The organism is Serratia sp. G204Y (genome assembly GCF_051172435.1).
Taxonomy (GTDB): Bacteria; Pseudomonadota; Gammaproteobacteria; order Enterobacterales; family Enterobacteriaceae; genus Serratia; species Serratia sarumanii.
Genome location: NZ_JBPIZA010000001.1, coordinates 834167 through 859584 on the forward strand (window position 1 = coordinate 834167; position 25418 = coordinate 859584).

At 58.6% G+C, this 25418-nt stretch carries 27 protein-coding genes, 1 pseudogene and 1 riboswitch; of the genes and pseudogenes, 15 read left to right on the top strand and 13 right to left on the bottom strand.

Annotated features, from left to right (window positions below):
* Positions 1–21: 21 nt before the first annotated feature.
* From ACSBQQ_RS04105 to ACSBQQ_RS04115, 3 genes are all read left to right on the top strand, one after another.
* Entirely contained in the window at positions 22–324 is a 303-nt protein-coding gene (locus tag ACSBQQ_RS04105; protein ID WP_004927682.1) for a phage protein NinX family protein, read from the top strand.
* A gap of 74 nt (positions 325–398) precedes the next feature.
* The gene (locus tag ACSBQQ_RS04110; protein ID WP_004927680.1) at positions 399–635 is read left to right on the top strand and encodes a DUF4060 family protein; all 237 of its coding nucleotides are present in this window, start codon (positions 399–401) and stop codon (positions 633–635) included.
* A 175-nt stretch (positions 636–810) separates the two neighbouring features.
* Entirely contained in the window at positions 811–2172 is a 1362-nt protein-coding gene (locus ACSBQQ_RS04115; RefSeq protein WP_033634896.1) for an amino acid permease, read from the top strand.
* Between the two features lie 46 nt (positions 2173–2218).
* On the opposite strand, the gene ACSBQQ_RS04120 is transcribed toward ACSBQQ_RS04115, so the two are convergent.
* Complete coding sequence (locus tag ACSBQQ_RS04120; RefSeq protein WP_033647690.1) at positions 2219–2509, bottom strand: hypothetical protein; 291 nt, start codon at positions 2507–2509, stop codon at positions 2219–2221.
* A gap of 220 nt (positions 2510–2729) precedes the next feature.
* Between ACSBQQ_RS04120 and ACSBQQ_RS04125 the strand changes: the two genes are divergently transcribed.
* The 3 genes from ACSBQQ_RS04125 to cspE (ACSBQQ_RS04135) all read left to right on the top strand — a co-directional run bounded on the left by ACSBQQ_RS04125 (position 2730) and on the right by cspE (ACSBQQ_RS04135) (position 4814).
* Positions 2730–3764, top strand: a complete 1035-nt coding sequence (locus ACSBQQ_RS04125) for an MBL fold metallo-hydrolase (protein ID WP_033654428.1) — start codon at positions 2730–2732, stop codon at positions 3762–3764.
* Between the two features lie 682 nt (positions 3765–4446).
* A complete protein-coding gene (locus ACSBQQ_RS04130; protein WP_002211058.1) occupies positions 4447–4563 on the top strand; it encodes a DUF2627 domain-containing protein in 117 nt (38 codons plus the stop codon).
* Positions 4564–4604: 41 nt separating this feature from the next.
* Entirely contained in the window at positions 4605–4814 is a 210-nt protein-coding gene (cspE, locus tag ACSBQQ_RS04135) for a transcription antiterminator/RNA stability regulator CspE (protein WP_002221949.1), read from the top strand.
* A 52-nt stretch (positions 4815–4866) separates the two neighbouring features.
* Here cspE (ACSBQQ_RS04135) and pgeF read toward each other — a convergent pair whose 3' ends face one another.
* Complete coding sequence (gene pgeF / locus ACSBQQ_RS04140) at positions 4867–5583, bottom strand: peptidoglycan editing factor PgeF (protein ID WP_033634893.1); 717 nt, start codon at positions 5581–5583, stop codon at positions 4867–4869.
* A gap of 161 nt (positions 5584–5744) precedes the next feature.
* Here pgeF and rlmA point away from each other — a divergent pair, with 161 nt between their 5' ends.
* Positions 5745–6563, top strand: coding sequence for a 23S rRNA (guanine(745)-N(1))-methyltransferase (gene rlmA / locus ACSBQQ_RS04145; protein ID WP_033647686.1), 819 nt, complete (start codon positions 5745–5747; stop codon positions 6561–6563).
* 65 nt (positions 6564–6628) lie between these two features.
* Here rlmA and mntP read toward each other — a convergent pair whose 3' ends face one another.
* The 5 genes from mntP to manX all read right to left on the bottom strand — a co-directional run bounded on the left by mntP (position 6629) and on the right by manX (position 10799).
* On the bottom strand, positions 6629–7198 hold the full coding sequence (gene mntP / locus ACSBQQ_RS04150) for a manganese efflux pump MntP (RefSeq protein WP_033647683.1): 570 nt from the start codon (positions 7196–7198) through the stop codon (positions 6629–6631).
* Positions 7199–7209: 11 nt separating this feature from the next.
* Positions 7210–7393, bottom strand: a riboswitch (yybP-ykoY riboswitch).
* A gap of 218 nt (positions 7394–7611) precedes the next feature.
* Positions 7612–8070: a DUF986 family protein gene (locus ACSBQQ_RS04155; RefSeq protein ID WP_033647681.1), complete on the bottom strand. Its 459-nt coding sequence runs from the start codon at positions 8068–8070 to the stop codon at positions 7612–7614.
* 54 nt (positions 8071–8124) lie between these two features.
* Positions 8125–8967 carry a PTS mannose transporter subunit IID gene (locus ACSBQQ_RS04160; RefSeq protein WP_033634889.1) on the bottom strand — a complete coding sequence of 281 codons (843 nt, stop codon included), beginning with the start codon at positions 8965–8967 and terminating at the stop codon, positions 8125–8127.
* A gap of 15 nt (positions 8968–8982) precedes the next feature.
* Positions 8983–9783 (bottom strand): PTS mannose/fructose/sorbose transporter subunit IIC, encoded by an 801-nt coding sequence (locus tag ACSBQQ_RS04165; RefSeq protein WP_033634888.1) that lies wholly within the window; start codon positions 9781–9783, stop codon positions 8983–8985.
* A gap of 56 nt (positions 9784–9839) precedes the next feature.
* Positions 9840–10799 carry a PTS mannose transporter subunit IIAB gene (gene manX, locus ACSBQQ_RS04170; RefSeq protein WP_033654424.1) on the bottom strand — a complete coding sequence of 320 codons (960 nt, stop codon included), beginning with the start codon at positions 10797–10799 and terminating at the stop codon, positions 9840–9842.
* 563 nt (positions 10800–11362) lie between these two features.
* Between manX and ACSBQQ_RS04175 the strand changes: the two are divergent.
* Positions 11363–12906, top strand: a pseudogene (locus ACSBQQ_RS04175) (TerC family protein).
* Between the two features lie 16 nt (positions 12907–12922).
* Here ACSBQQ_RS04175 and ACSBQQ_RS04180 read toward each other — a convergent pair.
* The 4 genes from ACSBQQ_RS04180 to pabB all read right to left on the bottom strand — a co-directional run bounded on the left by ACSBQQ_RS04180 (position 12923) and on the right by pabB (position 18537).
* Complete coding sequence (locus ACSBQQ_RS04180) at positions 12923–14509, bottom strand: EAL domain-containing protein (RefSeq protein WP_039565702.1); 1587 nt, start codon at positions 14507–14509, stop codon at positions 12923–12925.
* Between the two features lie 268 nt (positions 14510–14777).
* On the bottom strand, positions 14778–16142 hold the full coding sequence (sdaA, locus tag ACSBQQ_RS04185; protein WP_033634884.1) for an L-serine ammonia-lyase: 1365 nt from the start codon (positions 16140–16142) through the stop codon (positions 14778–14780).
* 446 nt (positions 16143–16588) lie between these two features.
* Positions 16589–17167, bottom strand: a complete 579-nt coding sequence (locus ACSBQQ_RS04190) for a CoA pyrophosphatase (RefSeq protein WP_033654422.1) — start codon at positions 17165–17167, stop codon at positions 16589–16591.
* Positions 17164–18537, bottom strand: a complete 1374-nt coding sequence (gene pabB, locus ACSBQQ_RS04195) for an aminodeoxychorismate synthase component 1 (RefSeq protein WP_060428225.1) — start codon at positions 18535–18537, stop codon at positions 17164–17166. The genes ACSBQQ_RS04190 and pabB overlap by 4 nt, the downstream gene beginning before the upstream one ends.
* 524 nt (positions 18538–19061) lie before the next feature.
* On the opposite strand from pabB, the gene ACSBQQ_RS04200 reads away from it, so the two are divergent.
* Positions 19062–20063, top strand: coding sequence for a glycosyltransferase (locus tag ACSBQQ_RS04200; RefSeq protein ID WP_049211961.1), 1002 nt, complete (start codon positions 19062–19064; stop codon positions 20061–20063).
* 70 nt (positions 20064–20133) lie between these two features.
* Complete coding sequence (locus ACSBQQ_RS04205; RefSeq protein WP_049211962.1) at positions 20134–20379, top strand: YoaH family protein; 246 nt, start codon at positions 20134–20136, stop codon at positions 20377–20379.
* A gap of 34 nt (positions 20380–20413) precedes the next feature.
* On the opposite strand, the gene purT is transcribed toward ACSBQQ_RS04205, so the two are convergent.
* The gene (gene purT / locus ACSBQQ_RS04210) at positions 20414–21592 is read right to left on the bottom strand and encodes a formate-dependent phosphoribosylglycinamide formyltransferase (RefSeq protein WP_060427948.1); all 1179 of its coding nucleotides are present in this window, start codon (positions 21590–21592) and stop codon (positions 20414–20416) included.
* A gap of 246 nt (positions 21593–21838) precedes the next feature.
* Here purT and cspE (ACSBQQ_RS04215) point away from each other — a divergent pair, with 246 nt between their 5' ends.
* From cspE (ACSBQQ_RS04215) to yebF, 5 genes are all read left to right on the top strand, one after another.
* The gene (gene cspE / locus ACSBQQ_RS04215) at positions 21839–22048 is read left to right on the top strand and encodes a transcription antiterminator/RNA stability regulator CspE (protein WP_004927572.1); all 210 of its coding nucleotides are present in this window, start codon (positions 21839–21841) and stop codon (positions 22046–22048) included.
* 147 nt (positions 22049–22195) lie between these two features.
* Positions 22196–23578, top strand: a complete 1383-nt coding sequence (dbpA, locus tag ACSBQQ_RS04220) for an ATP-dependent RNA helicase DbpA (RefSeq protein WP_049211964.1) — start codon at positions 22196–22198, stop codon at positions 23576–23578.
* Positions 23579–23666: 88 nt separating this feature from the next.
* Entirely contained in the window at positions 23667–23990 is a 324-nt protein-coding gene (locus ACSBQQ_RS04225; RefSeq protein WP_033654419.1) for a YebG family protein, read from the top strand.
* 39 nt (positions 23991–24029) lie between these two features.
* Positions 24030–24338: a N(4)-acetylcytidine aminohydrolase gene (gene yqfB, locus ACSBQQ_RS04230; protein WP_004927562.1), complete on the top strand. Its 309-nt coding sequence runs from the start codon at positions 24030–24032 to the stop codon at positions 24336–24338.
* A 70-nt stretch (positions 24339–24408) separates the two neighbouring features.
* The gene (gene yebF, locus ACSBQQ_RS04235) at positions 24409–24768 is read left to right on the top strand and encodes a protein YebF (RefSeq protein ID WP_043147583.1); all 360 of its coding nucleotides are present in this window, start codon (positions 24409–24411) and stop codon (positions 24766–24768) included.
* 56 nt (positions 24769–24824) lie between these two features.
* Here the strand turns inward: yebF and ACSBQQ_RS04240 are convergent, their stop codons facing one another.
* The gene (locus tag ACSBQQ_RS04240; protein ID WP_004927555.1) at positions 24825–25388 is read right to left on the bottom strand and encodes a lipoprotein; all 564 of its coding nucleotides are present in this window, start codon (positions 25386–25388) and stop codon (positions 24825–24827) included.
* Positions 25389–25418 lie beyond the last annotated feature (30 nt).

A 25418-nucleotide genomic window follows, 5' to 3' on the forward strand; every position in this document is an offset into this window, starting at 1 on the left:
TACGAAAGATGGATGAAGCCGATGATTAAATGGTACGAAGAAAGCGATGCCGAAGTGAACCGCAGCATCGCGCTGCTGACCGGAGAGAACCCGGACAAGTGGTATCCCTACGGTGGTGTGAAAGGTAAAGATTACTGCAAGAATCCCTCCGATGCCTGGCCGATCATTTGCGCCAACAAAATCAGTCTGAACCCCGATAACCAAAGCGACAGCCCGCAATGGCAGGCGCGCATGAGCACCCAGGGCGGTGAATGGCAGGCGGACAGCGCCAGCCCGCTGCGCGCGGCGATGATCTGCTTCCTGATGAGCCGACAGGCTAACTGAGTCGAACAATACCGGTGATTGGTAAGAGTTTCTCCTTTTTCTAATAACAGAGCTGTCGTTGGCGGAGGCTGTTTATGAAGCGCATTATCAAAGGTGATAAAAACTTGTCTCATCTGGTGATTGCCCATGCGGCGATCGATCGTCATGCCGAAAGCTTCGGCCAGCGCCGTCAGGGCTGGCCCTCGACCTACCTGATAAAATATCAAAACGATCGCGTGGCGGTGGAAGTGGTCACGCGTAGCCAATCCTATGTCGCCACGCTGATGATCGGCGCGCGCAACCTGACCAAACTGTGCGGAATGCCGGGCTAAACGCCGCTCTTATCCGCTTTCTCACGGTAAAAAAATCGCGCTCCGGCCCGCCGTCTCGGGGCGCTTCTCCTTGATGCTCACGGGGTTAAGTGTTAAAAAGCCGCCCGCAGATACATTTATTGATTGGTGAAATCTTGGCCGATAGCGGCAAGGGTGTACGCCATATGAGGATAAGATGGGCGGTCAGCATCAGGATACTCCGCTAAAACGCGGCTTAAAAAACAGACATATACAGCTTATTGCCCTCGGGGGCGCCATCGGTACCGGTTTATTTCTCGGCATTGCGCAAACCATTAAAATGGCCGGCCCCGCCGTGCTGTTGGGTTACGCCATCGGTGGTTTTATCGCGTTTTTAATCATGCGCCAGCTGGGCGAAATGGTGGTGGAGGAGCCGGTCGCCGGATCGTTCAGCCACTTTGCCTATAAATATTGGGGCGACTTCGCCGGCTTTCTTTCCGGCTGGAACTATTGGGCGATGTTCATTCTGGTCGGCATGGCGGAACTGACCGCTGTCGGCATCTACATTCAGTACTGGTGGCCGGAGATCCCCACCTGGGCCTCCGCCGCGCTGTTTTTCGTGCTGATCAACCTGATTAACCTGGTGAACGTGCGCCTGTACGGCGAAACCGAATTCTGGTTCGCCATCATCAAAGTGGTGGCGATTGTCGGCATGATCGTGTTCGGCGCCTGGCTGTTGGTCAGCGGCAACGGCGGCCCGCAGGCCAGCATCACCAACCTGTGGCAGCAGGGCGGCTTTATGCCGCACGGCTTCTCCGGGCTGGTGATGGCGATGGCGGTGATCATGTTCTCGTTCGGCGGCCTGGAAATGGTCGGCATCACCGCGGCGGAAGCCGCCGATCCGCGCCGCAGCATTCCCAAAGCCACCAATCAGGTGGTGTACCGCATTCTGATCTTCTATATCGGCTCGCTGACCGTGCTGCTGTCGCTCTATCCGTGGGGGCAAGTGGTGGAGGGGGGCAGCCCGTTCGTGCTGATTTTCCATGCGCTGAACAGCAATCTGGTGGCGACCGTGCTCAATGTGGTGGTGCTGACCGCCGCGCTGTCGGTCTACAACAGCGGCGTTTATGCCAACAGCCGCATGTTGTTCGGGCTGGCCAGCCAGGGCAATGCGCCGCAGGCGCTGACGCGGGTTAACAAGCGCGGCGTGCCGGTGCTGTCCATTGCGCTATCGGCGTTGATTACCTCGATCGGCGTGCTGATTAACTACCTGATGCCCGGCAAGGCGTTTGAGCTGCTGATGGCGCTGGTGGTTTCAACGTTGGTGATCAACTGGGTGATGATCTGCCTGGCGCACCTGAAATTCCGCGCCGCCAAGAACCGCCAGGGCGTCATTCCCAGCTTTAAGGCGCTGTGGTACCCGTTCGGCAACTACCTGTGCCTGGCGTTCCTCAGCTTGATTCTGGTGATTATGTATTTCAGCGAAGGGATCCGCATTTCGGTGTTGCTGATGCCGGTGTGGATTGCGGTGCTGTGGTGCGGGTTTATGCTGACGCGCCGTAAAGGCGCAAAGCGTTAATCGGTATGCTGCGGAGGCGTATTGCGCGCCTCCGCTTCTTTTCTCGTTAGCCGCGCGGCATAAAGGCGCGCCCCTCACTATGCCCCCGCCCCAGCAGTTTCCGACACAGCAGCAGCAGGGTGCTGATCACGTCGATGGCGACCACGCTGAGCATCAGCAGGGTCAGCATGAAGAATCCGAGCAGCGAACCGCCCAGCACCACCAGCGGGGCAGGTACGCGCAGACGGCGCAGCTTCATGGCGAAATACATTTTCCAGTATTGCTTCTGCGCCAGCAGCGCGCTGCGAATACGGCGCCCCAGGCCGATGCCTGATTTGCGGGATGTAGAACGACTCATAACTTCTCCTTTTCTGTATGCCCTACAAGTCAATCACAAAGATCTTAAGAGAGTCTTAACGAGCTCTTGGCGGCCCTGGCTGTCTCACCGGAGTGAGACAACAGCATACGGCAAAAGGTCCCGAGATGCAGCGCACGGCTGACAAAGTGCGAGCTTCATCGGGTTTGTTACACTGAAAGTCATGCCCGTGCAGGGCGCAGTGGTCGGGAGAAAAGGCAGGATGAAGAGAATCAACCGTTATTACGACGCGGCCAAGGCGCATCACACGCCGGAGGGATTTCGCAACCCGGAACCCTCGCAGCGCCAGGAGGGCGACCTGCAGCGTTGGCAGGATGAACGCAAGCGGCAGGGGCTGCCCAGGCCGCCGCAGCAGGGCTACGCGCAATTTACCGAGCGTTGGTGGCAACCCGCCGATCTCAGCGGCGGCGATGACAGCATTTGGTGGCTTGGACATGCGTCAATGCTGCTGCGGCTGGGCGGGCGCTATATCCTGATCGACCCGGTGTTGTCTGAACGCGCATCGCCGCTGAGCTTCTACGGCCCGAAGCGCAGAACGCCGACGCCGCTGACGGTGGGGCAACTGCCGGCGGTGGATGCGGTGCTGATCTCCCATAATCATTATGATCATCTCGACAGGCGCACGGTGCGGCAGCTGGCGCGGCGCTTTCCACAGGCCGAGTTTATCGTGCCGCTCGGATTGAAGCGCTGGTTTCGCCGCTATCGGCTGAAGGTGCATGAACTGGACTGGTGGCAGAGCCTGTCGCTGGGCGAACTGACGGTCTACGCCACGCCGGCGCGGCATTGGAGCATGCGCACGCTGTGGGATCGCAATCGCTCGTTGTGGTGCGGCTGGGTGATCCACCATCCGGCGCTGCGGTTTTATTTTTCCGGCGACAGCGGCTATTCGGAACGGCTGGCGGAGATCGGTCAACGGCTGGGGCCGTTCGACGTGGCGGCGCTGCCGATTGGCGCCTATGCGCCGCGCTGGTTCATGCAGGAGCAGCATATGGATCCGCAGCAGTCGGTGACGTTGTATCGCGAGCTGAATCAGCCGCGCGCCATTCCCATCCATTGGGGGGTATTCGAATTGGCGGACGAATCGCTCGACGAGCCGCCGCAGCAGTTGAACCTGGCGCTGAGCGAGGCGGGGCTGGATCAGCATCAATTCCACCCGTTGAAGATTGGCGAGCGCATCGCGTTGCAGGACTCGCAGCAAGCGTTCTCTCTTCACCCTGCGGTACCGGGGAAAGAATAAGATCAACGGTTTGAAAGCGTGGCGGTAATTAGCAGAATCGATAAGCACGGGTGGTGATTCAAATAACCACCCGATCTTCAAGATTTAATTCCATGCCACACTTTCGCTATTCATAAGATTATTCCGGTTATTCAGACTCGTGGCTTTCGGATTATTTAGGATGAAACAACCGGCCAGCGGGAGAGGCGTCTGGAGGTTGCATGCTTATGCAACCGTTGCCCGCGGTACCCGCTTCACTTGCGCCTTCCGACGCGATGGGGTTCTCACCCTGTGGCGGCAGGGTTGAAGACCGACGATGAATGCGCTTTCCGGTGCTAAAGGGTCGGAGGAGCATTGAATAAATTGGCCCCCGTTCATCGATATTCAAATGTTGCATATGACATTCCATAAAGATTCAAATTTTTTAACGCTATAAGCGGCAAAAAAGCGAAAGTGCCGAGAAGGAGAGGCGTCAAAACGATGAAAGTTTTGTTAAAACGCTATCAGAATGCGGGGTCTGGCGCAGTGATTTTGGCAAGCAGAAAATAGCCGATGCTTCAACATCTTTTGGGCTATTTAAGCAAATGCGGCGCTCGACCGTTTCAAATATGTGCGACATGTCGTTCAGTGATTAAAAATGGCTTGCCATCGCATACAGAGTATGTGATAACGCATCTGGGTAAAACGAGGTACAGTTCTGTATATGTGTGGCATTTTCAGTAAAGAAGTTCTGAGTAAAGACGTTAGCGTTGAATACCGCTTCTCTGCCGATCCTTATCTTAGTGCCTCAAGCAGTAACGACTCTAGTTTGTCTATGTAACGCCCACGGGCGGTTTAAACAATCCAAAGGAAATACTCAAGATGGCAAAGATCAAAGGTCAAGTTAAGTGGTTCAACGAGTCTAAAGGTTTCGGTTTCATCACCCCGGCTGACGGCAGCAAAGACGTGTTCGTACACTTCTCTGCAATCCAGGGTAACGGCTTCAAAACCCTGGCTGAAGGCCAGAACGTTGAGTTCGAAATCCAAGATGGCCAGAAAGGCCCATCTGCAGTAAACGTTACTGCTATCTAATCAGCGTCAGCTGTACAAAAAGCCCGCCTCCGCGCGGGCTTTTTCGTTTCCGTCATCCGGCGGCGATGATGATGCCGGCATACTGGTTGCGGCCTTTGATCCCCGGATGCGTCGGATCCTGCGCGCGCCGATGGCTGTTGCGGCGATAGCTGGTGTACTTGAAGCGCTGCGGCCGCTGCGGGTCGACGTCCGGCGTGCAGATGGTGCAACTGCCGGCGCGGTCAACGGCGGCGAAGCCCAGCGCCGCCAGCTTGTGTTCGGCAATCGCGGCCAAATCCAGATGCCGGTAATGCGGGCTGATCAGCGTGGCGGGCAGCGGCAGGCGCTGTTTAAAATTCTCCACCAGCGCTTCGTCGACTTCGTAGCAGCATGCGCCGGCGGCGGGGCCGATAGAGACCACCCAGTCGGCGGTGTCGCCGTCCTGGCGAATGCGCGCTGCCATCTGTTCCAGAATGCCGTCCAGCAACCCGCGCCAGCCGGCATGAACCGCGGCGATGGCGCCGCCGTCGCGGCGGCTGAACAGCACCGGCAGACAGTCCGCCGTCAGCACGCCGAGCAGAATGCCGGGCTGGCGGGTGTAGAAGCCGTCGGCTTCACCGCACGCCTGCGCCGGTTGCAGCACCTCGACGATACGGGTGCCGTGCACCTGCTTCTTTTCCGGCAGCGTGGCGCTGTAGGGCAGCAGATGCCCCGGCAGCAGCGCGAGTTTGCTGCCGAAGCCGTGCTGAATGTGGGGCACCGCATCGAGCAGCGCGGAACGATCGCTCATAAGTTATTTTCACCTGCGTGAGAAAACAGACTCACAGTGTAGCCAGCTTTTTCCCCGCTTGACCAGGTGTTGTTGGCGGCGAAAGCGAGCGGGGATGCGCCTTGCATCGAGCCGACGCCTTCTTTAGACTAGCCGCGCCCTGTCTTTCTGGAAGCCCATTCATGTCCTATCAATGCCCTCTGTGTCATCAACCGCTGCATTTCTCATCGCAACGCTGGCGTTGCGACGGCAATCATCAGTTCGATCAAGCCAAAGAAGGTTACGTCAATCTGCTGCCGGTACAGCACAAGCGATCGAAGCAGCCGGGAGACAGCGCGGAAATGATGCAGGCGCGGCGCGCGTTTCTCGACGGCGGTTTTTATCAGCCGCTGCAGCAGCAGGTGGCAGAGTGGCTGGATTTGGCGCTGGCGGCCGATGCAGGCGCGTTATTGGATATAGGCTGTGGGGAAGGGTATTACACCGCCGCCGTGGCCGCACGGCTGGCGCAGGCGCGCAATATGGCGGTCTATGGGCTGGACGTCGCCAAGGTAGCGATCCGCTACGCTGCCAAGCGTTATCCCGCGGTCTCGTTCTGCGTCGCCTCCAGCCATCGCCTGCCGTTCGCCGACGCGGCGCTGGATGCGGTGTTGCGCATCTATGCGCCCTGCAAGGCGGCGGAGCTGGCGCGAGTGGTGAAGCCGGGCGGCGTGGTGGTGACGGTTTCGCCGGGCCCGCGTCATCTGTACCAGCTGAAAGAGCAGGTGTACCAGCAGGCGCAGCTGCATGCCGAACAGGACGAACAGTTCGATGGATTCGAGTGTGAGCGTAAAGAGGCATTGGCCTATACGATGGCCCTGCCGGGCGCACAGGCTGCTAACCTGCTGCAGATGACGCCGTTCGCCTGGCGTGCTACGCCGGAGGTGCAGCTGCGGCTGGCGCACGGCGGCGAGTTTGAGTGCGAAACGGATTTCGTGCTGGCGTTGTACCGGCGCCGTGCTTAACAGGCGCAGTGAGCCCAGAAACAAAAAAACCTGCCGCGGCAGGTTTTTTTTGTAGCGCGAGCGCCTCAGGCCAGGTAGCCAAGATGCTCCAGCAGAATGTTGACGCCGATACCGATCAGCACCACGCCGCCGAGGATCTCGGCGCGTTTGCCCAGCAGCGGGCCGATAAAGCGGCCGATCATCATGCCCAGCGTCGCCATGATCATGGTGGCGCAACCGATGGCCATGGCGGTGTGCACGATATTGACCTGCAGGAAGGCCAGGCCGACGCCGATAGCCATGGCGTCGAGGCTGGTGGCGATAGCGGTAGCCACCAAGATCCAGAAGCCGTGGCGTTTGACCTTCTCTTCTTCATCGGGCTTGTTGCGCACCCCTTCGACAATCATGCGCATGCCGAGAATGAACAGCAGCGAGAAGGCGACCCAGTGATCCCATTCCATGATGTATTGGCTGGCGAACAGGCCGATGGCCCAACCGATGAGCGGGGTGATCGCTTCGACCACGCCGAAGATCAGGCCGGTGCGGATCGCTTCGCGGAAACGGGGTTGATGCAGGCTGGCGCCTTTGCCGATCGAAGCGGCGAAAGCATCCATGGACATGCCGAAAGCGAGAATGAGTGTTGCTGAAAGGTTCATGTGAAATAGCCTCGGCCGGGTGGCTCCATATACACGTAACCCACCCCCAACCAAACGACGGAGTTACGTGTCTATGGTCTCGCCAACCTTACCTGGCTGCCCGCACCACGTTTCATACGGCGAAACGAGTATGTTGATACGGGCGTTTCTGGCGTTTTATTCTCCAGAAACCGGCTACTCCCCAATGACGGCGCAACCATACCATATTATTTCCGCCACCGACAACTTTATTCTGGCGTGATGTTCGCACTTAATTGAGACTCGTTTTCATTAATCTAATTTCATGCGGGAATATAATGTAGACGTGGGTAACAATGTTGCGGAAATAATAGTCAGAGTGAAAGTGACGCAGCCTATTAATTACCCACAGGCCGCGCAAGGTTTGAGCGGTAACAAAGCGGTTATTTATTTATCTATTGATTATCAACGAAAAATTGATAAATTTTCTCCAGGTCGTCCAGGTGTGTCACCTGAACCAACAGCCGGCGCTGTTCCAGGTCGATGGCCAGGATACCGTCCTCCGATAAATTCATGGCTTTAATGCGGTTATATTCAACAAACACATTGGCGAAGAAAAAACCCTGCGCTTTAAACACCATCTTTGGAGCGCGAATATAAGAAACATAGATAGCGAGCAGCGCCAAGGAAATAAGCAGGTAGGTGGTTAATACCGCACCATTGTCGGTGACATTGCGGTAAATCAGAATGGCGATCAGGCCGACGAAAATCAGGCTGTCGAGGCGGTGACGGCGTTTGAGCAGCACCTTGAGGCGCGTTTTGCCTTTAAGCAGATCCATGCCGAATTCGTCATACAGCGAGTACAGCAACAGCAGGGTGATAAACAGCATCAGTACGGCGTCGGTCAGTGACATCTCTTGCTCCACACATAAAAAAGCCGGGGGTTGCCCCCCGGCCGTTTCGAACGATTACAGGCCCAGCAGGCCAATCCAATAGCCAAAGATACCGATGACGAAGAAGCCGATGATTATCCACAGCGCGTTGACTTTCTTGCGCAGCAGCCACATACAGGCGAAGGTCAGCAGCAACGGCACCAGGCCCGGCATCAGTTGGTCGAGGATGGTCTGCACCGTGGTCACGTTGGTATGCCCGGTCTGGTCGGTGATCTTGGACACCACCAGCGGGATATTCACGTGCGTCCACTTGTTGACCAGCGCCCCCATGACAAACAGGCCGAGAATGGACGCCCCTTCCGTCAGTTTCTGCAAGAAGCCGCCGCCCATGTCGTTGACGATATCCACCCCTTTACGGTAACCGTAGGCCACGCCGTAGTAGCGGGTCAGCAGGCGCACCAGGTTGAACAGCACGAAGAACAGGATTGGCCCGAGCAGGCTGCCGCTCATGGCGATGCCCGCGCCGAGCGCGGCGAATACTGGCCGCACGGTGCCCCAGAAAATCGGGTCACCGACACCGGCCAACGGCCCCATCAGGCCGACCTTGATGCCGTTGATCGCGCCGTCGTCGATCGGCGCGCCGTTCGCGCGTTGCTCTTCCATCGCCATGGTTACGCCGAGCACCGGCGCCGCCACGTAAGGGTGGGTGTTGAAGAACTCGAGGTGGCGCTTGATCGCCTGTTTGCGATCGTCATTGTTTTCCGGATACAGGCGACGGATCACCGGTACCATCGAGAAGCAAAAACCCAGCGCCTGCATGCGTTCGAAGTTCCACGAACCCTGGAACAGGTTCGAGCGCAGGAATACGCCGCGAATATCGGCCGGCGTGAGTTTCTTTTGAGCAGTTGTATCAACCATTTCTCTCACCTATTCCTAGTCGAGTTCGTTATCGAGATCGTTCGCGTTAGCCGGGCCGGCCTGGACAACCTGAGACTTGTTGTATTTCGGGCTGAGCTGGATATACAGCACGGCCATCACCACGCCGATGACGCCGAGCGCCACCAGGTTGAAGTTGGTGAAGGCGGCGGTCACGAAACCCAGGTAGAAGAACGGCATCAGGTAGCCGGCGCGCATCATGTTAATCACCATCGCGTAACCGACCACCACGATCATGCCGCCGGCGATGTTCAGGCCGCTGGTGACCACTTCCGGGATCGAGTTGAGCAGGGCGTGTACCCCGGCGGTACCGACCGAGATGGCGACGATGACCGCCGGGATGGCGATACGCATCGCCTGCAGCAGCAGGGCGCCGATGTGGATCCAGGTGATGGCCCGCAGGCTGCCGCGCTCCGCCGCGCTGTCCGCCGCGTGCTGGAAGGCCACGGTGAGGGTGCGCACGATGATGGTCAACACCTGGCCGGCCGCCGCCAGCGGAATGGCCAGGGCGATACCGGCGCCGACGCTTTGCCCGCCGGCGATGACCAGAATGGTCGAGATGATGGACGCCAGGGCGGCATCCGGCGCGACTGCCGCACCGATGTTCATCCAGCCCAGGGCGATCATTTCCAGCGTACCGCCGATAATGATGCCGGTTTTCATATCGCCGAGAATGAAGCCGATCAGAGTACAGGCGACCAGCGGACGGTGGAACTGAAACTCGTCGAGGACGGAACCCATCCCGGCGATACAGGCAACGATAAATATCAGCACAATCTGAAGAGTGGTGATCTCCATTGCACTTCTCCTATGACCAAAAAAGCTCTGAGTAAAATAATCAGCGGCTGGCGCCACTAATTGAGTTTGTTAATCAGGTCCATCATTTTTAGCCGGCTGTCGGACGAGACCTTGCGTACCTCCAGCTCGATACCGCGATCGTTCAGTTTCTTAAACGCTTCGATATCTTTTTCATCGACGGAAACGGCGTTGTTCACCTGGGTTTTCCCCTGACGGAACGCCATGCCGCCGATATTGACGGATTGAATATCCACGCCGCCCTCCACCAGACGCAAGACGTCGGTCGGGTTGGTAAACAACAGCATCACGCGGTCGTTGGCGTATTTCGGGTTGTTCCAGACGCGGATGGCCTTCGCCACGTCCACCACGTGGGCGGTGACGCCCGGCGGGGCGACCTGGGTCAGCAGGGTTTTGCGCACATGGTCGGCGGCGACTTCATCGCTGACGACGATAATGCGGCTGACGTTGGTCTCTTTGGTCCAGCGGGTAGCGACCTGGCCGTGAATCAAGCGGTCATCGATGCGCGCCAGGCCGATTTTCATGTGGTCATTCGGCCCCAGCGGCGCCTGAGGGGCAGCGGCTTTGGCGACGGGTGCTGCGGGTTTTGCGGGTTCTTCCTGCGGTTTTTTCAGCGCTTTCACGCCTTCGCGGCCGGTTTCCAACGCCAGCGCCACCAGTTCATCGAAGGCGGGGTTGTCGTCCCGCGCCATGAAGGTTTCCACCAGCATCGGAATGTTGACCCCGGTGACGACCTCATAGTTTTCCTTGTCGACCGCAATGCGGCTGGCGGCGTTGAACGGGCTGCCGCCCCAGGTATCCACCAGGAACAGCACGCCGCCACTGGTATCCAACCCACTGATTTTTTCGTTGTACTTGACGATTAACGTCTCGGCATTCTCACCGGGAACGAAGTCTATAAAGGCGACGTTGTCCTGCTCGCCCAATAGCATCTCCGCCGTTTTCAGCAGTTGTTCCGCTGCAGCCCCGTGTGTGCCGATGATAATAGCTATTGCCACTCGCTACCTCCTCGTTGAACTCCAGGCGCGGTTTGTGTCGTTTCTCCGCGCCGTCTTGGCAGTCACTTCCGCGGTTCAGATACATTATGGTAGAAAAAAAGAAACGCACGCCTAACATTTCTCACGCAGTTTCAAATGCCTGTGCGCAATACTTCACGAACGCGACATTTATTTTAGTGAGTGAAAAAATATTTTTTGTGACGCTGCTCCGCTATTGAATGCTCGGAGAAATCTTAGCTGTCGCAGATGACATGGCGGGGACGTCACCCTAAACCGCCGTTGAAAAAGCCGCTTTGTCCCCCAGAAAAATCCTGATACAGTAATTCCTTCTTTCATCACTAAGGAGTGAAGGGCCTCAGCCCTCCCTATGGACTGTCACCGAAGTTACTGTTTTTCCAGGTTTCACCCGCCACCCGCTGGCGTTGCATATGCTGTTCGGCCCTTCGGCCATCTCCCGGCAATCCCATCCCGTCACCTTGCTATTGTCGACTGCACCCATGCAGCGGCGGCATCGTCACGTCTGAGCGGCATGCGCTCATTCCCACTTTTCTCTGGAGTCTGATATGGAATTTTTAATGGACCCCTCTATTTGGGCGGGGTTGCTGACGCTGGTGGTGCTGGAAATCGTGCTGGGCATCGACAACCTGGTGTTCATCGCCATTTTGGCCGACAAGCTGCCGCCGAAGCAGCGCGATAAGGCGCGCATTATCGGCCTGTCGCTGGCATTGCTGATGCGTTTGGGCCTGCTGTCGGTGATCTCCTGGATGGTAACCCTGACCACGCCGCTGTTCAGCGTCGGCGATTTCAGCTTCTCCGGCCGCGATTTGATCCTGCTGTTCGGCGGGGTGTTCCTGCTGTTCAAGGCCACCATGGAGCTGCATGAACGGCTGGAAGGGCAGACGCATCAAGACGGCGCTAACCGCGGTTACGCCAAGTTCTGGGCGGTGGTGGTGCAAATCGTGATCCTCGACGCGGTATTTTCGCTCGACGCGGTGATTACCGCCGTGGGCATGGTGAACGATCTGCCGGTGATGATGGCGGCGGTGGTGATCGCGATGGCGGTGATGCTGTTGGCGTCGAAGCCGTTGACCAACTTCGTCAACGCGCACCCGACCATCGTGGTGCTGTGCCTGAGCTTCCTGTTGATGATCGCCTGAGCCTGATCGCCGAAGGCTTCGGTTTGCACATTCCTAAAGGCTACCTGTATGCCGCTATCGGCTTCTCGATCCTGATTGAATTGTTCAACCAGATCGCGCGCCGCAACTTTATCAAGCATCAAGCGCGCCGTCCGATGCGCGAGCGCACCGCGGAAGCGATCATGCGCCTGATGGGGCAGCAGCGTGCGCAGCAGACGGACGATGCGGTCGCCTTGCCGAGGGATGAAACCTTTGCGGCGGAAGAGCGCTATATGATCAGCGGCGTGTTGACGCTGGCCTCGCGTTCATTGCGCAGCGTGATGACGCCGCGCACCGACATTTCCTGGGTCGACTGCGAGCGCTCCCGCGAGGAGGTGCGCGCACAGCTGCTGGATACGCCGCACAGCCTGTTCCCGGTGTGCCGCGATTCGGTGGATGAGATCGTGGGCGTGGTACGCGCCAAGGATCTGCTGGTGGCGCTGGAGCAAGGGGAAGATATCGCCGAGTTCGCCGCCCGCACGCCGCCGATCGTGGTGCCGGAAACCATGGACGTCATCAAGCTGCTGGCGGTGCTGCGCCGCGCCAAAGGGCGGCTGGTGGTGGTCACCAACGAGTTCGGCGTGGTGCAGGGGCTGGTGACGCCGCTGGACGTGCTGGAAGCGATTGCCGGTGAATTCCCGGACGAGGACGAAACGCCGGACATCGTGGCGGAAGGCGACGGCTGGCTGGTGAAGGGCGGAACCGATCTGCACTCGCTGGAACAGGCGCTGGCCTGCGATGACCTGGTCAGCCCCACCGCCGACTATGCCACCCTGGCGGGGCTGCTGTTGGCCCACTACGGGCAGATGCCGGTGGCGGGAGATAGCATTGAGCTGAACCACCTGCGGTTCGATATCGTTGAGGTGTCCGAATACCGTATCGAACTGGTGCGCGTTACCCGCGTCGTCCTGGACGAGACGGCGCACGCGTAACCCTCCCGCCGGGGGCTCAGGCCTCCGGCGGATCCTCTTCCGCTTTCCTGACGCGCGATTCGTACTGCTGCAACCACAGCGGGAAAACGTGGATCGGCATCGGCTTGGCGAAATAATATCCCTGCAGGGCATTGACCTCGCGTGAGCGCAGATAGTCGGCCTGTTCCTCCGTTTCCACCCCCTCTGCCACCAGTTTCAGCTTCAGGCGCTGCGCCAGCGTAATGATGGTGTCGGTCACCGTGGCGTTGACCGCGTCGGTGCCGATGGCGGCGGTAAACCCGCGATCGATCTTCAAGACGTCCGGGCTGAGGTTCTTCAGGTAGCTCAGCGAGCTGTGGCCGGTGCCGAAATCGTCGATGGCCAGCATGATCCCCATGTCTTTCAGCGTGCGAATCTGGTCATACTGAATTGCCGACAGCGCGGTGCGTTCGGTCAGCTCCAGCATCAGCGAGGGCATCGGGTGCGCCGGCAGCCAGATCTGGCGGATATCGTCGATGATATTGAGCGTTTTAAAATGCTCGGCGGCGACGTTGATGCTGATGTAGAACGACGGCCGGGGCGGGAACAGCTGCAGATTTTCCGTCACGGTGCTCATCAGATAGCGGGTGAGCGGAATGATCAGCTCATGCTGCTCGGCCAGCGGAATAAACACGTCGGGCGAGATCCACCCTTGCCGTTTCTTTTTCCAACGCAGCAGCATCTCGACGCCGGCGCAGCGCCCGGTATCGCTGTGGATGATCGGCTGGCAGTAGACGCGGAACTCGCGATGGGTGATGGCATGGCCGATGTGATAAGACAGGCTCATGCGGTTGGCGGTGAGCAGATAGACCACATAGGCGGCCAACAGGCTGATCAGCAGCGCCAGCGGAATATGGCGCGGCAGGGCGGAAAGCGCCAGCATGCCGATCTGCGGGCCGAACAGCGAAATCGAGAACGGATACAGCGCGGAGCCGGCGGTGTAGCGCAGATCGTTGGTCAGGGTATCGCGGCTCAGGATTTCGCGGCGGCCGTATTCCAGGCTGCTGTCGGCCACGTTCAGCACCACGCGCTGAACGTAAGGCTCCTGCGGCTCGAGTAAAAAGTTGGACAGCAGCTCGATATTGAATACGTGCAGCACGCCGCTGGTTTTATCGCGGGGCGATGGCGTCCACAGCACCAGCGTGGGCAGACCTTTGCTCACCGCCAGCGAGGGGCGCAGCGCCAGCCTGGCGTCGCTGTTGACGAAGGAGGGCATCACCGCGGCCAGCTGATAATGACGGGCGCCAAACAGGCTGGAGCAGTAAATAATGCCGTTCTTCACCAGCAACATGGCGCGCAGCGCCTGATTTTGCGCGGCGCGAAAGCGCAGGGTAGATGACACGTTCTCGCAGGACTGGTTCAGCATGTCCATGCTGCGTTCCGCCTGCAGCTGCGCCGGCGTCAGCAACTGGTTGAGCTTGCCGACGGTGCGGGTGGCCAACGTGTGTTGGCTCAACTCGATGCTTTTGACCTCTTGATAGTAACGGGTATACAGCGATACCAACAGAATAGCCGCGCCCACCGCTCCGGCCAGCAGCCAACGGTAGTAACGATATCGGGACGCGGCGAGGTGGGTCATCAACATCCGGTAAATCCTTGTTCGGTAATCCAGCTCCGAGTCACAGTCAGGCGATTGATCCTTAAGTTGCGCTCGGCTAATTCTAGCCTGAGGTTATACAAGATTGATGGTAACTCAGTAAATTATTTCAGTTTGGTAAAACAGAAGGCCAATTTGCAGGCTAACCGCCGGATCGATGAGAAAAATGCAGGATTTTTTCTGGTGACATTGTCACTAAAACGTTCAATGAATTGATTACCCATAAAGAAAACCCGCCGGGCGGCGGGGTTATCTGTCAGTCGCATTGCACCTTGATTGCCAGGCCGCCGCGTGACGTTTCGCGGTACTTGGCGTTCATGTCTTTGCCGGTTTCGTACATGGTCTCGATCACCTTATCCAGCGAAACGCGCGGCTCGCTGGTGCGGCGCAGGGCCATGCGGGCGGCGTTGATCGCCTTGACCGAAGCGATGGCGTTGCGCTCGATGCACGGCACCTGCACCTGGCCGGCGACCGGGTCACAGGTCAGACCCAGGTTGTGTTCCATGCCGATCTCCGCCGCCACGCACACCTGTTCAGGGCTGCCGCCCAGCAGTTCGGCCAGGCCGGCGGCCGCCATGGAGCAGGCTACGCCGACTTCACCCTGGCAGCCGACTTCGGCGCCGGAAATGGAGGCGTTCATCTTGTACAACGCGCCGATGGCGCCCGCCGCCATAAAGTAGCGGATATAGATGTCCGGGCTGACGGACTCGATGAAGTGATCGTAGTAAGCCAGTACCGCAGGCACGATGCCGCAGGCGCCGTTGGTCGGCGCGGTAACCACGCGGCCGCCGGCGGCGTTTTCTTCGTTAACCGCCAGCGCGAACATGTTGACCCAGTCGATCACGTTCATCGGATCGCTGGACAGTTTGTCCGACGCCACCAGCATGCGGCGCAGCGCTGAGGCACGGCGCGGCACGCGCAGCGGCCCCGGCAGTACGCCTTCGGTGTTCAGACCGCGATCGATACAGGCGCGCATGGTTTGCCAGACGTTGCCGAAGTAGGTCTCGATCTCTTGCTTGCTGTGCAGCGCCAGTTCGTTCTGCATCACCATGCCGGACAGCGACAGCCCGGTCTCGCGGCAGTGATCGAGCATTTCGCGCGCGGAGTTGAACGGATAGGGCATTTGCAGCTCTTGCTCGGCGTCCTTACCGAAGTTCTCCTCGTCGACGATGAAACCGCCGCCGATAGAGTAATAGGTCTTGCTGTACACTTCTTTATCGCCGGCGAAGGCGTGGATCTGCATGCCGTTTTCATGCAGCGGCAGGTTGTCGCTGCGGAAGACCATGCCGCCGTCGCGCGGGAAATCGACTTCATGCAGGCCGTTGGCCAGCATCAGGCGTTGACGTTGTTCTACATCGCGAATAAAACCTGGAATGCTATCGATATCGACGGTGTCCGGCATGTTGCCGGCCAGGCCGAGAATGATGGCGATATCGGTATGGTGACCTTTGCCGGTCAATGAGAGTGAGCCGTAAACGTCTACGGCAACACGCGTGATAGAAGGCATCAGGCCTTTATTTACCAGATCGTCGACAAACTGTTTGCCGGCTTTCATCGGTCCAACCGTATGAGAGCTGGACGGGCCGATGCCGATCTTAAACATGTCGAAAACGCTAATCACGCTAAAACTCCTTAAAGAGACGTATTGTTATGGCTGCGGCGGTTAAAAACCGCGCAGGGAACAGCGATATTGTAAAAGGGCCGTGCGGGTTCGGCTGCCTTTTTCGCATGAAATTAAATAATCCGTGGTGTCGCTTTTTTTCCTGATTACCCGGGGCGAACCCTTAAGCGGGGTATCCGCTTTCGCCCAAGCTCCATTAGCGGTAATCGCGCCAGCCTTCCGTGCTGAACGCCGCCGGCTTAATCCCTGTTTCTACAGTGGTTTATCTCGGACGGTGGTATTTTACAGGTATTTCGTAAGGTTTAAGAGAGGGTTTACAGTTTTTTTAAAACCATTCAACCGGAACGGTAGTTGAAAAAGCGATCAAATGAAGTGATTTCGATCGCTTTACCTGCAGCTGACGCCGACGGCCATGCCAGATTGCGAGTCAGATCACGCAATGCGGGCTAAATACTGACCTGTTGCGCCAGGCGGCGAATGATGGCGGCGGTCAGCCCCCAGATAAACTGGCTGTGATACCAGGAGAGATAAATGCGGTGCGTGCGGCCGGCGCGGTGAATATCCAGCGGGTAGTAACGCGACAGGGTCAATGCTTCCCGCAGGGGCATCTCGAACACGTCCGCCACTTCGCCCTCGTTGGCGCGGAACTGCACGTCCGGCGGGATCAGGCCGACGATAGGCGTGACCTGAAATCCGGTGCTGCTGTCGAGCGGCGCCATTTGGCCGAGGACGGTCACCGCGTGCGGCGGTATCGCCACTTCTTCCTGCGCTTCCCGCAGCGCCGTGACGATCGCCGATCCGTCTTCGGCGTCGGTCTTGCCGCCGGGGAAGGCCACCTGGCCGGCATGTTTGCGCAGCGAGTCAGCGCGGCGGGTCAACAGCAGCGTCGGCTCGGCGCGGCAGACGATCGGGATAAGCACCGCCGCCGGGCGCACATTGTGCGAGATCTGCGCCGCCTGCGGCAGCTGCAGTTGAAAACGGCTGATAAAGGCGTGCAGCGAGGCCGGTGAGTTCGATGGGATCACGACGGGGCATACTCCCCAAGCTGCGGCAGAATACGGCCAACCTTGTCGAAGGTCTCCTGGTATTCCGCCTGCTCCTGGCTGTCTGCCACGATGCCGCCGCCGGCGGAGCAGTGGATGCGGCCGTTTTCGGTGACGAGCGTGCGGATGGTGATGTTGGTGTCCATGGTGCCGCAGGCGCTCAGGTAACCGATGCTGCCGCAATAGGCGTTGCGCCGCTGCGGCTCCAGCTCTTCGATGATTTCCATCGCGCGCACCTTGGGCGCGCCGGTGATCGAACCGCCGGGGAAGCAGGCGCGCAGCAGCTCGGTGGCCGAGGCCTGCTCCGGCAGGGTGGCGGTAATGGTGCTCACCAGGTGGTGCACGGCGGGGAACGGCTCCACGACGAACAGTTCCGGCACCCGTACGCTGCCGGGCTGGGCGACGCGGCCGATATCGTTGCGCAGCAGATCGACGATCATCAGATTTTCAGCGCGATCCTTGGGCGAATCGGCTAAGCGGCGCGCCTGTGCGGCGTCCTGTTCCGCGTCCGCCAGCCGCGGCAGCGTACCCTTGATCGGGCGGGTTTGGATGCGCTGCTGCGCCAGCCACAGGAAGCGCTCGGGAGAGACGCTCAGCACGCTGTTGTGCGGCAGCCGCAGGAAAGCGGAAAACGGCGCGCGGTTGCAGGCGCTCAGTCGGCAAAACGCCTGCCATTCATCCCCCTGATAGTCGGCGGAGAACCGCTGCGCCAGATTAATCTGGTAACAGTCGCCGCTGCGCAGGTAGTGTTGAATACGTTGGAACTTCTCGCCGTATTGCCGGCGGCTCATATTGGCACGCCAGCCGCTCAGCAGCGTGAAGGGGCGCTCCGTCGGCGCGGTTTGGCTAATAAGCCAGCGCCAGCGCTGCTCCACATCGCCATAGCTGAGCAGCGTCAGGGTTTGCAATTGGTGGTCGGCGATCAATGCCCAGTCATAAATGCCCACCGCCATGTCCGGCAGAGCGAGGTCGGCTTCAGCCAACTGCGGCAAGGTTTCCACTCGGCGCCCGAGATCGTAGCCGAACAGCCCCAGGGCGCCGCCCTGAAACGGCAGCTCCGGGTTAAACGCCGGCTGCCAGCCTTGCGCCGCCAGCTGCTGGTGCAGCAGGGAGAACGGATCCTCCTGAGACTCAATGGTGACGCCGTCACTTTCGATTGTCGTGCCGGCGCCCTGGGTGGTGAGCGTAACGCGCGGCTGTGCGACCAGGATATCGAAGCGGTTATGCGAGTGATCGGCAAAGCCCGAATGCAGCAACATCGCCCAGGGCTGTGCTGAAAGCGGGGCGAAAAGCGTCATCAGGGCACTGCGGCTGTAGGGCAACGATTTTATGTTTGGGGCGGTTACGCTCATGAACGTCAATAAACCTGGCTGTGAGGACGGCGATAGATATCTGGCGGCTAGTGTGCCATAGACGGTCACGTCATGCATGTTTTGCCATGCGCGGCATGCAGCACAGTTCACATAAACGGCAGTTCAATAAACCTGAAATAAGGCATTTTTTGCGCCATTGATTATACTTCGATATGTTAAAAATTTAACGTCAAATGCACTGGAAGCCTATTTGCCGCGGGCGCAAGGCTCGAAAAATATAAAAAAAGATTCGTTAATTTCATAAATTTATTATTTCTGCTTGTTATTAGATGCGGAGCGGCGTGTTTTTGCCTGATTTTAGCCAGCGTCGCCGCCCTTTGGAATTAATGGGTTAATTACTCAGCGCTTTCTGGCGCTGGTTTAAATAAAGAAAAACAGGTTCGGTTCCATTAGCCGCTGCGGGAATTTGCAGGCGTCACGCTATTTCAGCGTGCGCTGAACCCTATGCGTCTTTTAGAAAAGTAAAATTATTATTTTGTTACATTATCATTAAAGAGCTGCCTATGTCGTTAATGCTGAGCGTGATCGTCCCGATGCACAATGCGGGGGAATTATTGGAGCCTTTCCTGGCCTCGCTGCTGGCCCAGCGTGAGCAGCGGTTGGAGGTGATCATCGTCAACGATGGTTCCACCGACGGTTCGGGGGAGATCGCACACCGTTACGCGGCGGCGCATCCGCATATTCGTGTGATCGATCAAGCCAATGCCGGTGTTTCTAACGCGCGCAATGCCGGGCTCGCCGTTGCCCGAGGCAAATATGTGGCGTTTCCCGATGCCGACGATGTGCTGGCGCCGGACATGTATTCCACGCTGCTGGAACAGGCGGAACAACACCAATTAGACGTGATGCAATGCAATGGCGAACGCTATTTCACCAGCCAGGATGAATTGCAGCCGATTTTTCCCGAGGCGCGTTTGCGCACCACCGACGTTATCACCGGCGTACAGTGGTTTGAACGTGCGTTGAAATCGCGAAAGTTTATTCACGTTGTATGGCTGGCAATATATCGCCTCGACTTTATTCGCCAGCATCGCCTTTATTTCGAGCCGGGATTGCATCACCAGGATATTCCCTGGACAACGGAAGTCATGTTTAATGCCAAACGGGTCAAATATTTAAGCACGCCGCTGTACCGTCAACGGGTGCACGACAAATCGATCAGCAACCGCCGTCGCACCGGTCAGGCGAACGTGGATTATCAACGCCACTATATGAAAATCGTCGAGATGCTGGAGCGGCTCAACCGGCGCTATGCCGGCACTGTCGCCATTCGCCCGGCTTTCCATTGGCAAATCACCCGCGAAGCGCTGGGCATTTGCCACAGCATTCGTCGTGAGCCGGATCCGGCTGCCCAGAGTCAGATCACCGAAGAGTTCTATCAGCGCGGCATCGACAGAGCGATGTTCGCCAATGCGCGCGGTCTGAAACAGGGGTGGCATGTCATGCTGTGGCTGCATCGGCTGAAGCAGTGGCGCAGCGATAACGGCTGCTCGCAACCGGCCTGAGCCACAAGACGTTGGGATCCGCCGCGTTAGCGCGTATACTCCTTCTCCCTTTTGCCGGAGAAAACGACACATGCATGCAGGTATGCCATTACTGAGTCACGCGGAGCAGCAGGAAGCGGCGGATCGCATCCATCAACTGATGGAGCAGGGCATGAGCAGCGGTGAAGCCATTGCTCGCGTTGCGCAGGAAATTCGCGAGAAGCATCAGGGCGCTCAGGTTGCGGTACTGTTCGATGACGATGATGAAGACGAGCAGCATGAGGCCGCCCCGGAGGCGTCGCGGAATGACGATGTTGAAGAAGACGAAGACTATTGACGTTATCGGGGCCGCGCAAGCGGCCCCGTGAGTATCAGCCGTTGACCGCCACGGCGGCAGCGGCTTGTTTCGCTTGCTCCACCGCCTGTTCCGTCGTGTCCGCCGTCGCCAGCGCCACGCCCAGGCGACGCTGCCCGGCGATCTCCGGTTTGCCGAACAGGCGCAGCTGGCTGTGCCCGCGCAGCGCGTTTTCCAGGCCGCTGAAGCGCACATCGCTGCTGGTCAGCTGGGGCAGGATCACCGCCGAAGCGGAAGGGCCGAACTGGCGGATGGCGCCAATCGGCAACCCGAGAAATGCGCGAACGTGCAGGGCGAACTCGGACAGATCCTGTGAGATCAACGTGACCATGCCGGTATCGTGCGGCCGCGGAGACACCTCGCTGAAGATCACGTCGTCACCACAGACGAACAGCTCCACGCCGAACAGGCCGAAACCGCCCAGGGCCTTCACCACCTTCTCCGCGATAGCCTGAGCGCGGCTTAACGCCGCGGCTGACATGCGCTGCGGCTGCCAGGATTCGCGATAGTCCCCATCCTCCTGACGATGGCCGATCGGCGCGCAGAAATGTACGCCGTCCACGGCGCTGATGGTCAACAAGGTAATTTCAAAATCAAATCTTACCAGCCCTTCGACGATCACCCGGCCGCCGCCGGCGCGGCCGCCCTGTTGGGCGTAATCCCAGGCGCTTTGCAGTTGCTCAGGCGTGCGGATCAGGCTTTGTCCTTTGCCGGAAGAACTCATCACCGGTTTGACGATGCACGGGTAGCCGATGTGCTCGACCGCCTGCCGGAAAGTCGCCTTGCTGTCGGCAAAGCGGTAGCTGGAGGTGGGCAGGCCAAGCTCTTCCGCCGCCAGGCGGCGGATGCCTTCACGGTTCATGGTCAGGCGCGTGGCTTCGGCGCAGGGCACCACGCGGTGGCCCTGGCGTTCAAGCTCGACCAGCATGGCGGTGGCGATCGCTTCGATTTCGGGAACGATATAGTCCGGCCGCTCTTGTTCGATAACGGCTTTCAGCGCGTCACCGTCCAGCATATTGATGACGTGGCTGCGGTGCGCCACGTGCATGGCGGGGGCGTCGGGATAGCGATCGACGGCGATCACTTCCAGGCCGAGGCGCTGGCATTCAATGGCGACTTCTTTGCCCAGCTCCCCGGAGCCGAGCAACATAACGCGGGTGGCGGAAGGGCGCAGGGCGGTTCCAATCGTTAACATAGTTTCGTACCTGGATCGGTGAAAGTAAGCGGATTGATGATCGGCGGGCAGTATATACGAAAACGATTGCGTGCGCAGCCGCTGCGCTAAGTTTGTTGCTAACTTGCTGTTTTTATAACAAGCAGAAATATTTGCCCTGCATGGGCGATTATGCGTTAATAACCGACGACGAAAGAAGACCTACATATAGCATGGTTTTCGCGTCTCGTGCCGTCAAGGCAGGTTTATCAAGTAAAGGAAACACAAATGAGCAAGATCACTGGTCACGTTAAATGGTTCAACGAAAGCAAAGGTTTCGGCTTCATCACGCCTGCCGACGGTTCTAAAGACGTTTTCGTTCATTTTTCCGCTATCGTTAGCGATGGTTTCAAGACCCTGGCTGAAGGCCAGCAGGTTGAGTTCTCCATCCAGGACAGCCAACGTGGCCCTGCCGCAGCCAACGTCGTCGCCATTTAACGACGGAGCCGCCAAGAAACCCGCCGCCGGCGGGTTTTTTTATGCCCGCTGCCCGTAACGCCGCCCATCTCTGTTATCATTTGCCGCTGATTCGGCGCCAACCTGCGGGCGCGCCGCCATTCCATTCGTCATATAAGAGTTATCGCCGTGAGCACAGTTTCTTTTTCTTCCCTGCCGCTGCCAGCCGAACAGTTGGCCAACCTCAACGAACTGGGGTACGCCAAAATGACGCCGGTGCAGGCCGCCGCGTTGCCCGCCATTCTGCAAGGGCGGGACGTGCGCGCCAAGGCGAAAACCGGCAGCGGCAAAACGGCGGCGTTCGGCATTGGTCTGCTGAATAATATCGTCGTCGCTCAGGTCGCCACGCAGGCGCTGGTGCTCTGCCCCACCCGCGAATTGGCCGATCAGGTGAGCAAAGAGTTGCGTCGCCTGGCGCGTTTCACGCAAAACATCAAAATCCTGACGCTGTGCGGTGGCCAACCGATGGGGCCGCAGCTCGATTCGCTGGTGCACGCGCCGCACATCGTGGTGGGGACGCCGGGGCGCATTCAGGAGCACCTGCGCAAGAAAACGCTGCTGCTGGACGAACTGAAGGTGCTGGTGCTGGATGAGGCCGACCGCATGCTGGACATGGGCTTCGCCGACGATATCGACGATGTGATCAGCTACACGCCGCCGCAGCGTCAGACGCTGCTGTTTTCCGCCACCTATCCGGCGGGTATCGAATGCATCAGCGAACGCGTTCAGCGCCAGCCGCTGAGCGTCGAAGTGGGCGATGACGAAGCGCAGACCGCCATCGAACAACGCTTCTATGAGACCACGCGCGATCAGCGCCCGGCGCTGCTGGTGTCGGCCATTCGTTATCATCAACCTGCGTCCTGCGTGGTGTTCTGCAATACCAAACGCGATTGTCAGACGGTGTTTGAGGCCCTGGAGGCCCGCGGCATCAGCGCATTGGCGCTGCATGGCGATCTGGAGCAGCGCGATCGCGACCAGGTGTTGGTGCGCTTCGCCAACCGCAGTTGCCGGGTGCTGGTGGCGACCGACGTCGCCGCTCGCGGGCTGGACATCAAAGAGCTGGAGCTGGTGGTTAACTACGAACTGGCGTTCGATCCCGAAGTGCACGTGCACCGTATTGGCCGTACCGGCCGTGCCGGCATGAGCGGGCTGGCGATCAGCCTGTGCACGCCGCAGGAAATGGCGCGGGCGCATGCGATTGAAGACTACCTGCAGATGACCGTCGATTGGGCGCCGGTGTCCGAGCTGAGCGGGGCCGCCAACGGCTCGCTGGAGGCGGAGATGGTGACGCTGTGCATCGACGGCGGCCGCAAGGCGAAGATCCGCCCCGGCGATATCCTCGGCGCGCTGACCGGCGATGCCGGGCTGACGGCGGCGGAAGTGGGCAAGATCGACATGTTCCCGGTGCATGCCTACGTCGCGATCCGTAAAGCCAGCGCGCGCAAGGCGCTGCAACAGCTGCAACAGGGCAAAATCAAAGGCAAGAGCTGCAAGGTGCGGCTGCTGAAATAAGCCGAAGGCGGGCGGCGGTTTGCCTTCCCGCCGCCATTCATTTATGCTGTATGTATTTACAGTTGTTTGAGCATTTGAGGACGCACGCATGGCGGTTGAAGTTAAATATGTGGTGGTGAGAAACGGTGAGGAAAAAATGACTTTCGCGAGCAAGAAAGAAGCCGACGCCTACGACAAAATGCTGGATTTGGCGGATAACCTCGGAGAGTGGTTGCAACAGGCGCCGCTGAAGCTGGACGACGAACAGCGCGAAGGGCTGAGCTTCTTCCTGGCGGAGAATAAGGATGCGCTGGGGCTGATCCTGCGCGGCGCATCACCGGCGGAAACCGGCAAAAAACCGACGGAAGCGAAAGCGAAAAAAACGGTCTCTAACTCAAAAGAGGGATCTGCGTCAGAAAAGCAAGCGGCATAATGGCTTATGTTGCGGTGTTGTGATGAAAAAGGATCTAAAATGAGCCGTGAAATAACTTTCTTCAGCCGCTTTGAGCAAGACATTCTGGCGGGGCGCAAAACCATCACCATTCGGGATGCCAGTGAGTCGCACTTCGAACCGGGCGAGGTATTGCGCGTAAGCCGCAATGAAGACGGCGTATTTTTCTGCTTTATCGAAGTGCTGTCGGTAACGCCGGTGCGCCTGGATGCGCTGACCGAACGCCATGCACAGCAGGAGAACATGTCGCTCGGCGAACTGAAGCAGGTGATCAAGGAAATCTATCCGGGCCTGGATGCGCTGTTTGTCATCGAGTTCGTCAAACGGTAACTCTTTGCCGAAACCCTGTTGTGAGCCAGGGATGGGCGCCCGGATAGCGCTAATCACAACGGGAGGACATATGAAAAAAACGGGTTTGGCTATCGCCTTGTTGGCCATGATGGGAGCATCGACTGCGGTGTGGGCGCAGGATCAAGAGCAACGCACCGCCAAGGTGGGGCAGTGTGCCGGTCTGCAGCCGGCGGATATCGCCGCCCAGGTCAAGCGTGATTTCTTGCAGAATCGCATTACGCGCTGGGAGGCGGACAAAAAACTGCTGGGCACCGCTACCCCGATCGCCTGGGTCAGCCCGGATGCCATCACCGGCAAGGAGCAGGTATGGCAGGTGCCGCTGACGGTGCGTGGCACCAAAGTGGATAAAACCTACAACGTGACGCTCAACTGCAACACCGGCGAGATCGCCTACAGCGCGCCGCAGTAATCGTTTTCCGCAATAAAAAGCCCGCCTGGCGGCGGGCTTGATGCATCAAGACGCGGTCAGTCGCTAAACGGTATCACCAACTCACCCGGTTTCACTTCCAATCCCTTCGCCAGTTTTTTCGCCAGCGCTTCGGTTTTGCTGTTGTCAGGATTCAGCACATAAGCCGGCTTTTGGTCGAAATAAGACTTCAGCGACTGGTTCAGATATGGCGTCAGCGCTTTCATCACCGTCTGCATTTTTTCCGGCTGCACGCTGTAATCGGTCAGTTCCATGTCTTTCAGATAAATGGCGCCCTGTGCACGGTCGTACACCGGCTGCGCTTTCAGCGTCAGTTTCAGATCCGCCGCCTGCGGGCCGAGAATCGACGTGATGTTGACCTTGGCGTCGCCGGAAAGGGTGACTTTACCCGGCTCGCTGCGGCCGATCTGGCTTTGCAGCTGCGTCAGCACGATGTTGGCGTCCACCAGGCCGGGCACGCCGATCTGCTTCTGATAGTCGTTGTGTTTTTGCAGGTAATCATTCACTTCCTGCTCGCTCAGAGTGTACTGGGTCAGTTGATTGCAACCGGCCAATACGCCGGCGAACAGCAGGGCGGCTGCGCCCATCAGGATCTTCTTCATTAATGCCTCATTGCGACTGCTGGCGAAAAG

What these genes read in the sequence shown, in the direction of transcription:
- ACSBQQ_RS04105 (WP_004927682.1), top strand. Translation starts at nt 22, where the DNA reads ATGATTAAATGGTACGAAGAAAGCGATGCCGAAGTGAACCGCAGCATC.
- ACSBQQ_RS04110 (WP_004927680.1), top strand. Translation starts at nt 399, where the DNA reads ATGAAGCGCATTATCAAAGGTGATAAAAACTTGTCTCATCTGGTGATT.
- ACSBQQ_RS04115 (WP_033634896.1), top strand. Translation starts at nt 811, where the DNA reads ATGGGCGGTCAGCATCAGGATACTCCGCTAAAACGCGGCTTAAAAAAC.
- ACSBQQ_RS04120 (WP_033647690.1), bottom strand. Translation starts at nt 2,509, where the DNA reads ATGAGTCGTTCTACATCCCGCAAATCAGGCATCGGCCTGGGGCGCCGT.
- ACSBQQ_RS04125 (WP_033654428.1), top strand. Translation starts at nt 2,730, where the DNA reads ATGAAGAGAATCAACCGTTATTACGACGCGGCCAAGGCGCATCACACG.
- ACSBQQ_RS04130 (WP_002211058.1), top strand. Translation starts at nt 4,447, where the DNA reads ATGTGTGGCATTTTCAGTAAAGAAGTTCTGAGTAAAGACGTTAGCGTT.
- cspE (WP_002221949.1), top strand. Translation starts at nt 4,605, where the DNA reads ATGGCAAAGATCAAAGGTCAAGTTAAGTGGTTCAACGAGTCTAAAGGT.
- pgeF (WP_033634893.1), bottom strand. Translation starts at nt 5,583, where the DNA reads ATGAGCGATCGTTCCGCGCTGCTCGATGCGGTGCCCCACATTCAGCAC.
- rlmA (WP_033647686.1), top strand. Translation starts at nt 5,745, where the DNA reads ATGTCCTATCAATGCCCTCTGTGTCATCAACCGCTGCATTTCTCATCG.
- mntP (WP_033647683.1), bottom strand. Translation starts at nt 7,198, where the DNA reads ATGAACCTTTCAGCAACACTCATTCTCGCTTTCGGCATGTCCATGGAT.
- ACSBQQ_RS04155 (WP_033647681.1), bottom strand. Translation starts at nt 8,070, where the DNA reads ATGTCACTGACCGACGCCGTACTGATGCTGTTTATCACCCTGCTGTTG.
- ACSBQQ_RS04160 (WP_033634889.1), bottom strand. Translation starts at nt 8,967, where the DNA reads ATGGTTGATACAACTGCTCAAAAGAAACTCACGCCGGCCGATATTCGC.
- ACSBQQ_RS04165 (WP_033634888.1), bottom strand. Translation starts at nt 9,783, where the DNA reads ATGGAGATCACCACTCTTCAGATTGTGCTGATATTTATCGTTGCCTGT.
- ACSBQQ_RS04180 (WP_039565702.1), bottom strand. Translation starts at nt 14,509, where the DNA reads ATGTTGATGACCCACCTCGCCGCGTCCCGATATCGTTACTACCGTTGG.
- pabB (WP_060428225.1), bottom strand. Translation starts at nt 18,537, where the DNA reads ATGAGCGTAACCGCCCCAAACATAAAATCGTTGCCCTACAGCCGCAGT.
- ACSBQQ_RS04200 (WP_049211961.1), top strand. Translation starts at nt 19,062, where the DNA reads ATGTCGTTAATGCTGAGCGTGATCGTCCCGATGCACAATGCGGGGGAA.
- ACSBQQ_RS04205 (WP_049211962.1), top strand. Translation starts at nt 20,134, where the DNA reads ATGCATGCAGGTATGCCATTACTGAGTCACGCGGAGCAGCAGGAAGCG.
- purT (WP_060427948.1), bottom strand. Translation starts at nt 21,592, where the DNA reads ATGTTAACGATTGGAACCGCCCTGCGCCCTTCCGCCACCCGCGTTATG.
- cspE (WP_004927572.1), top strand. Translation starts at nt 21,839, where the DNA reads ATGAGCAAGATCACTGGTCACGTTAAATGGTTCAACGAAAGCAAAGGT.
- ACSBQQ_RS04225 (WP_033654419.1), top strand. Translation starts at nt 23,667, where the DNA reads ATGGCGGTTGAAGTTAAATATGTGGTGGTGAGAAACGGTGAGGAAAAA.
- yqfB (WP_004927562.1), top strand. Translation starts at nt 24,030, where the DNA reads ATGAGCCGTGAAATAACTTTCTTCAGCCGCTTTGAGCAAGACATTCTG.
- yebF (WP_043147583.1), top strand. Translation starts at nt 24,409, where the DNA reads ATGAAAAAAACGGGTTTGGCTATCGCCTTGTTGGCCATGATGGGAGCA.
- ACSBQQ_RS04240 (WP_004927555.1), bottom strand. Translation starts at nt 25,388, where the DNA reads ATGAAGAAGATCCTGATGGGCGCAGCCGCCCTGCTGTTCGCCGGCGTA.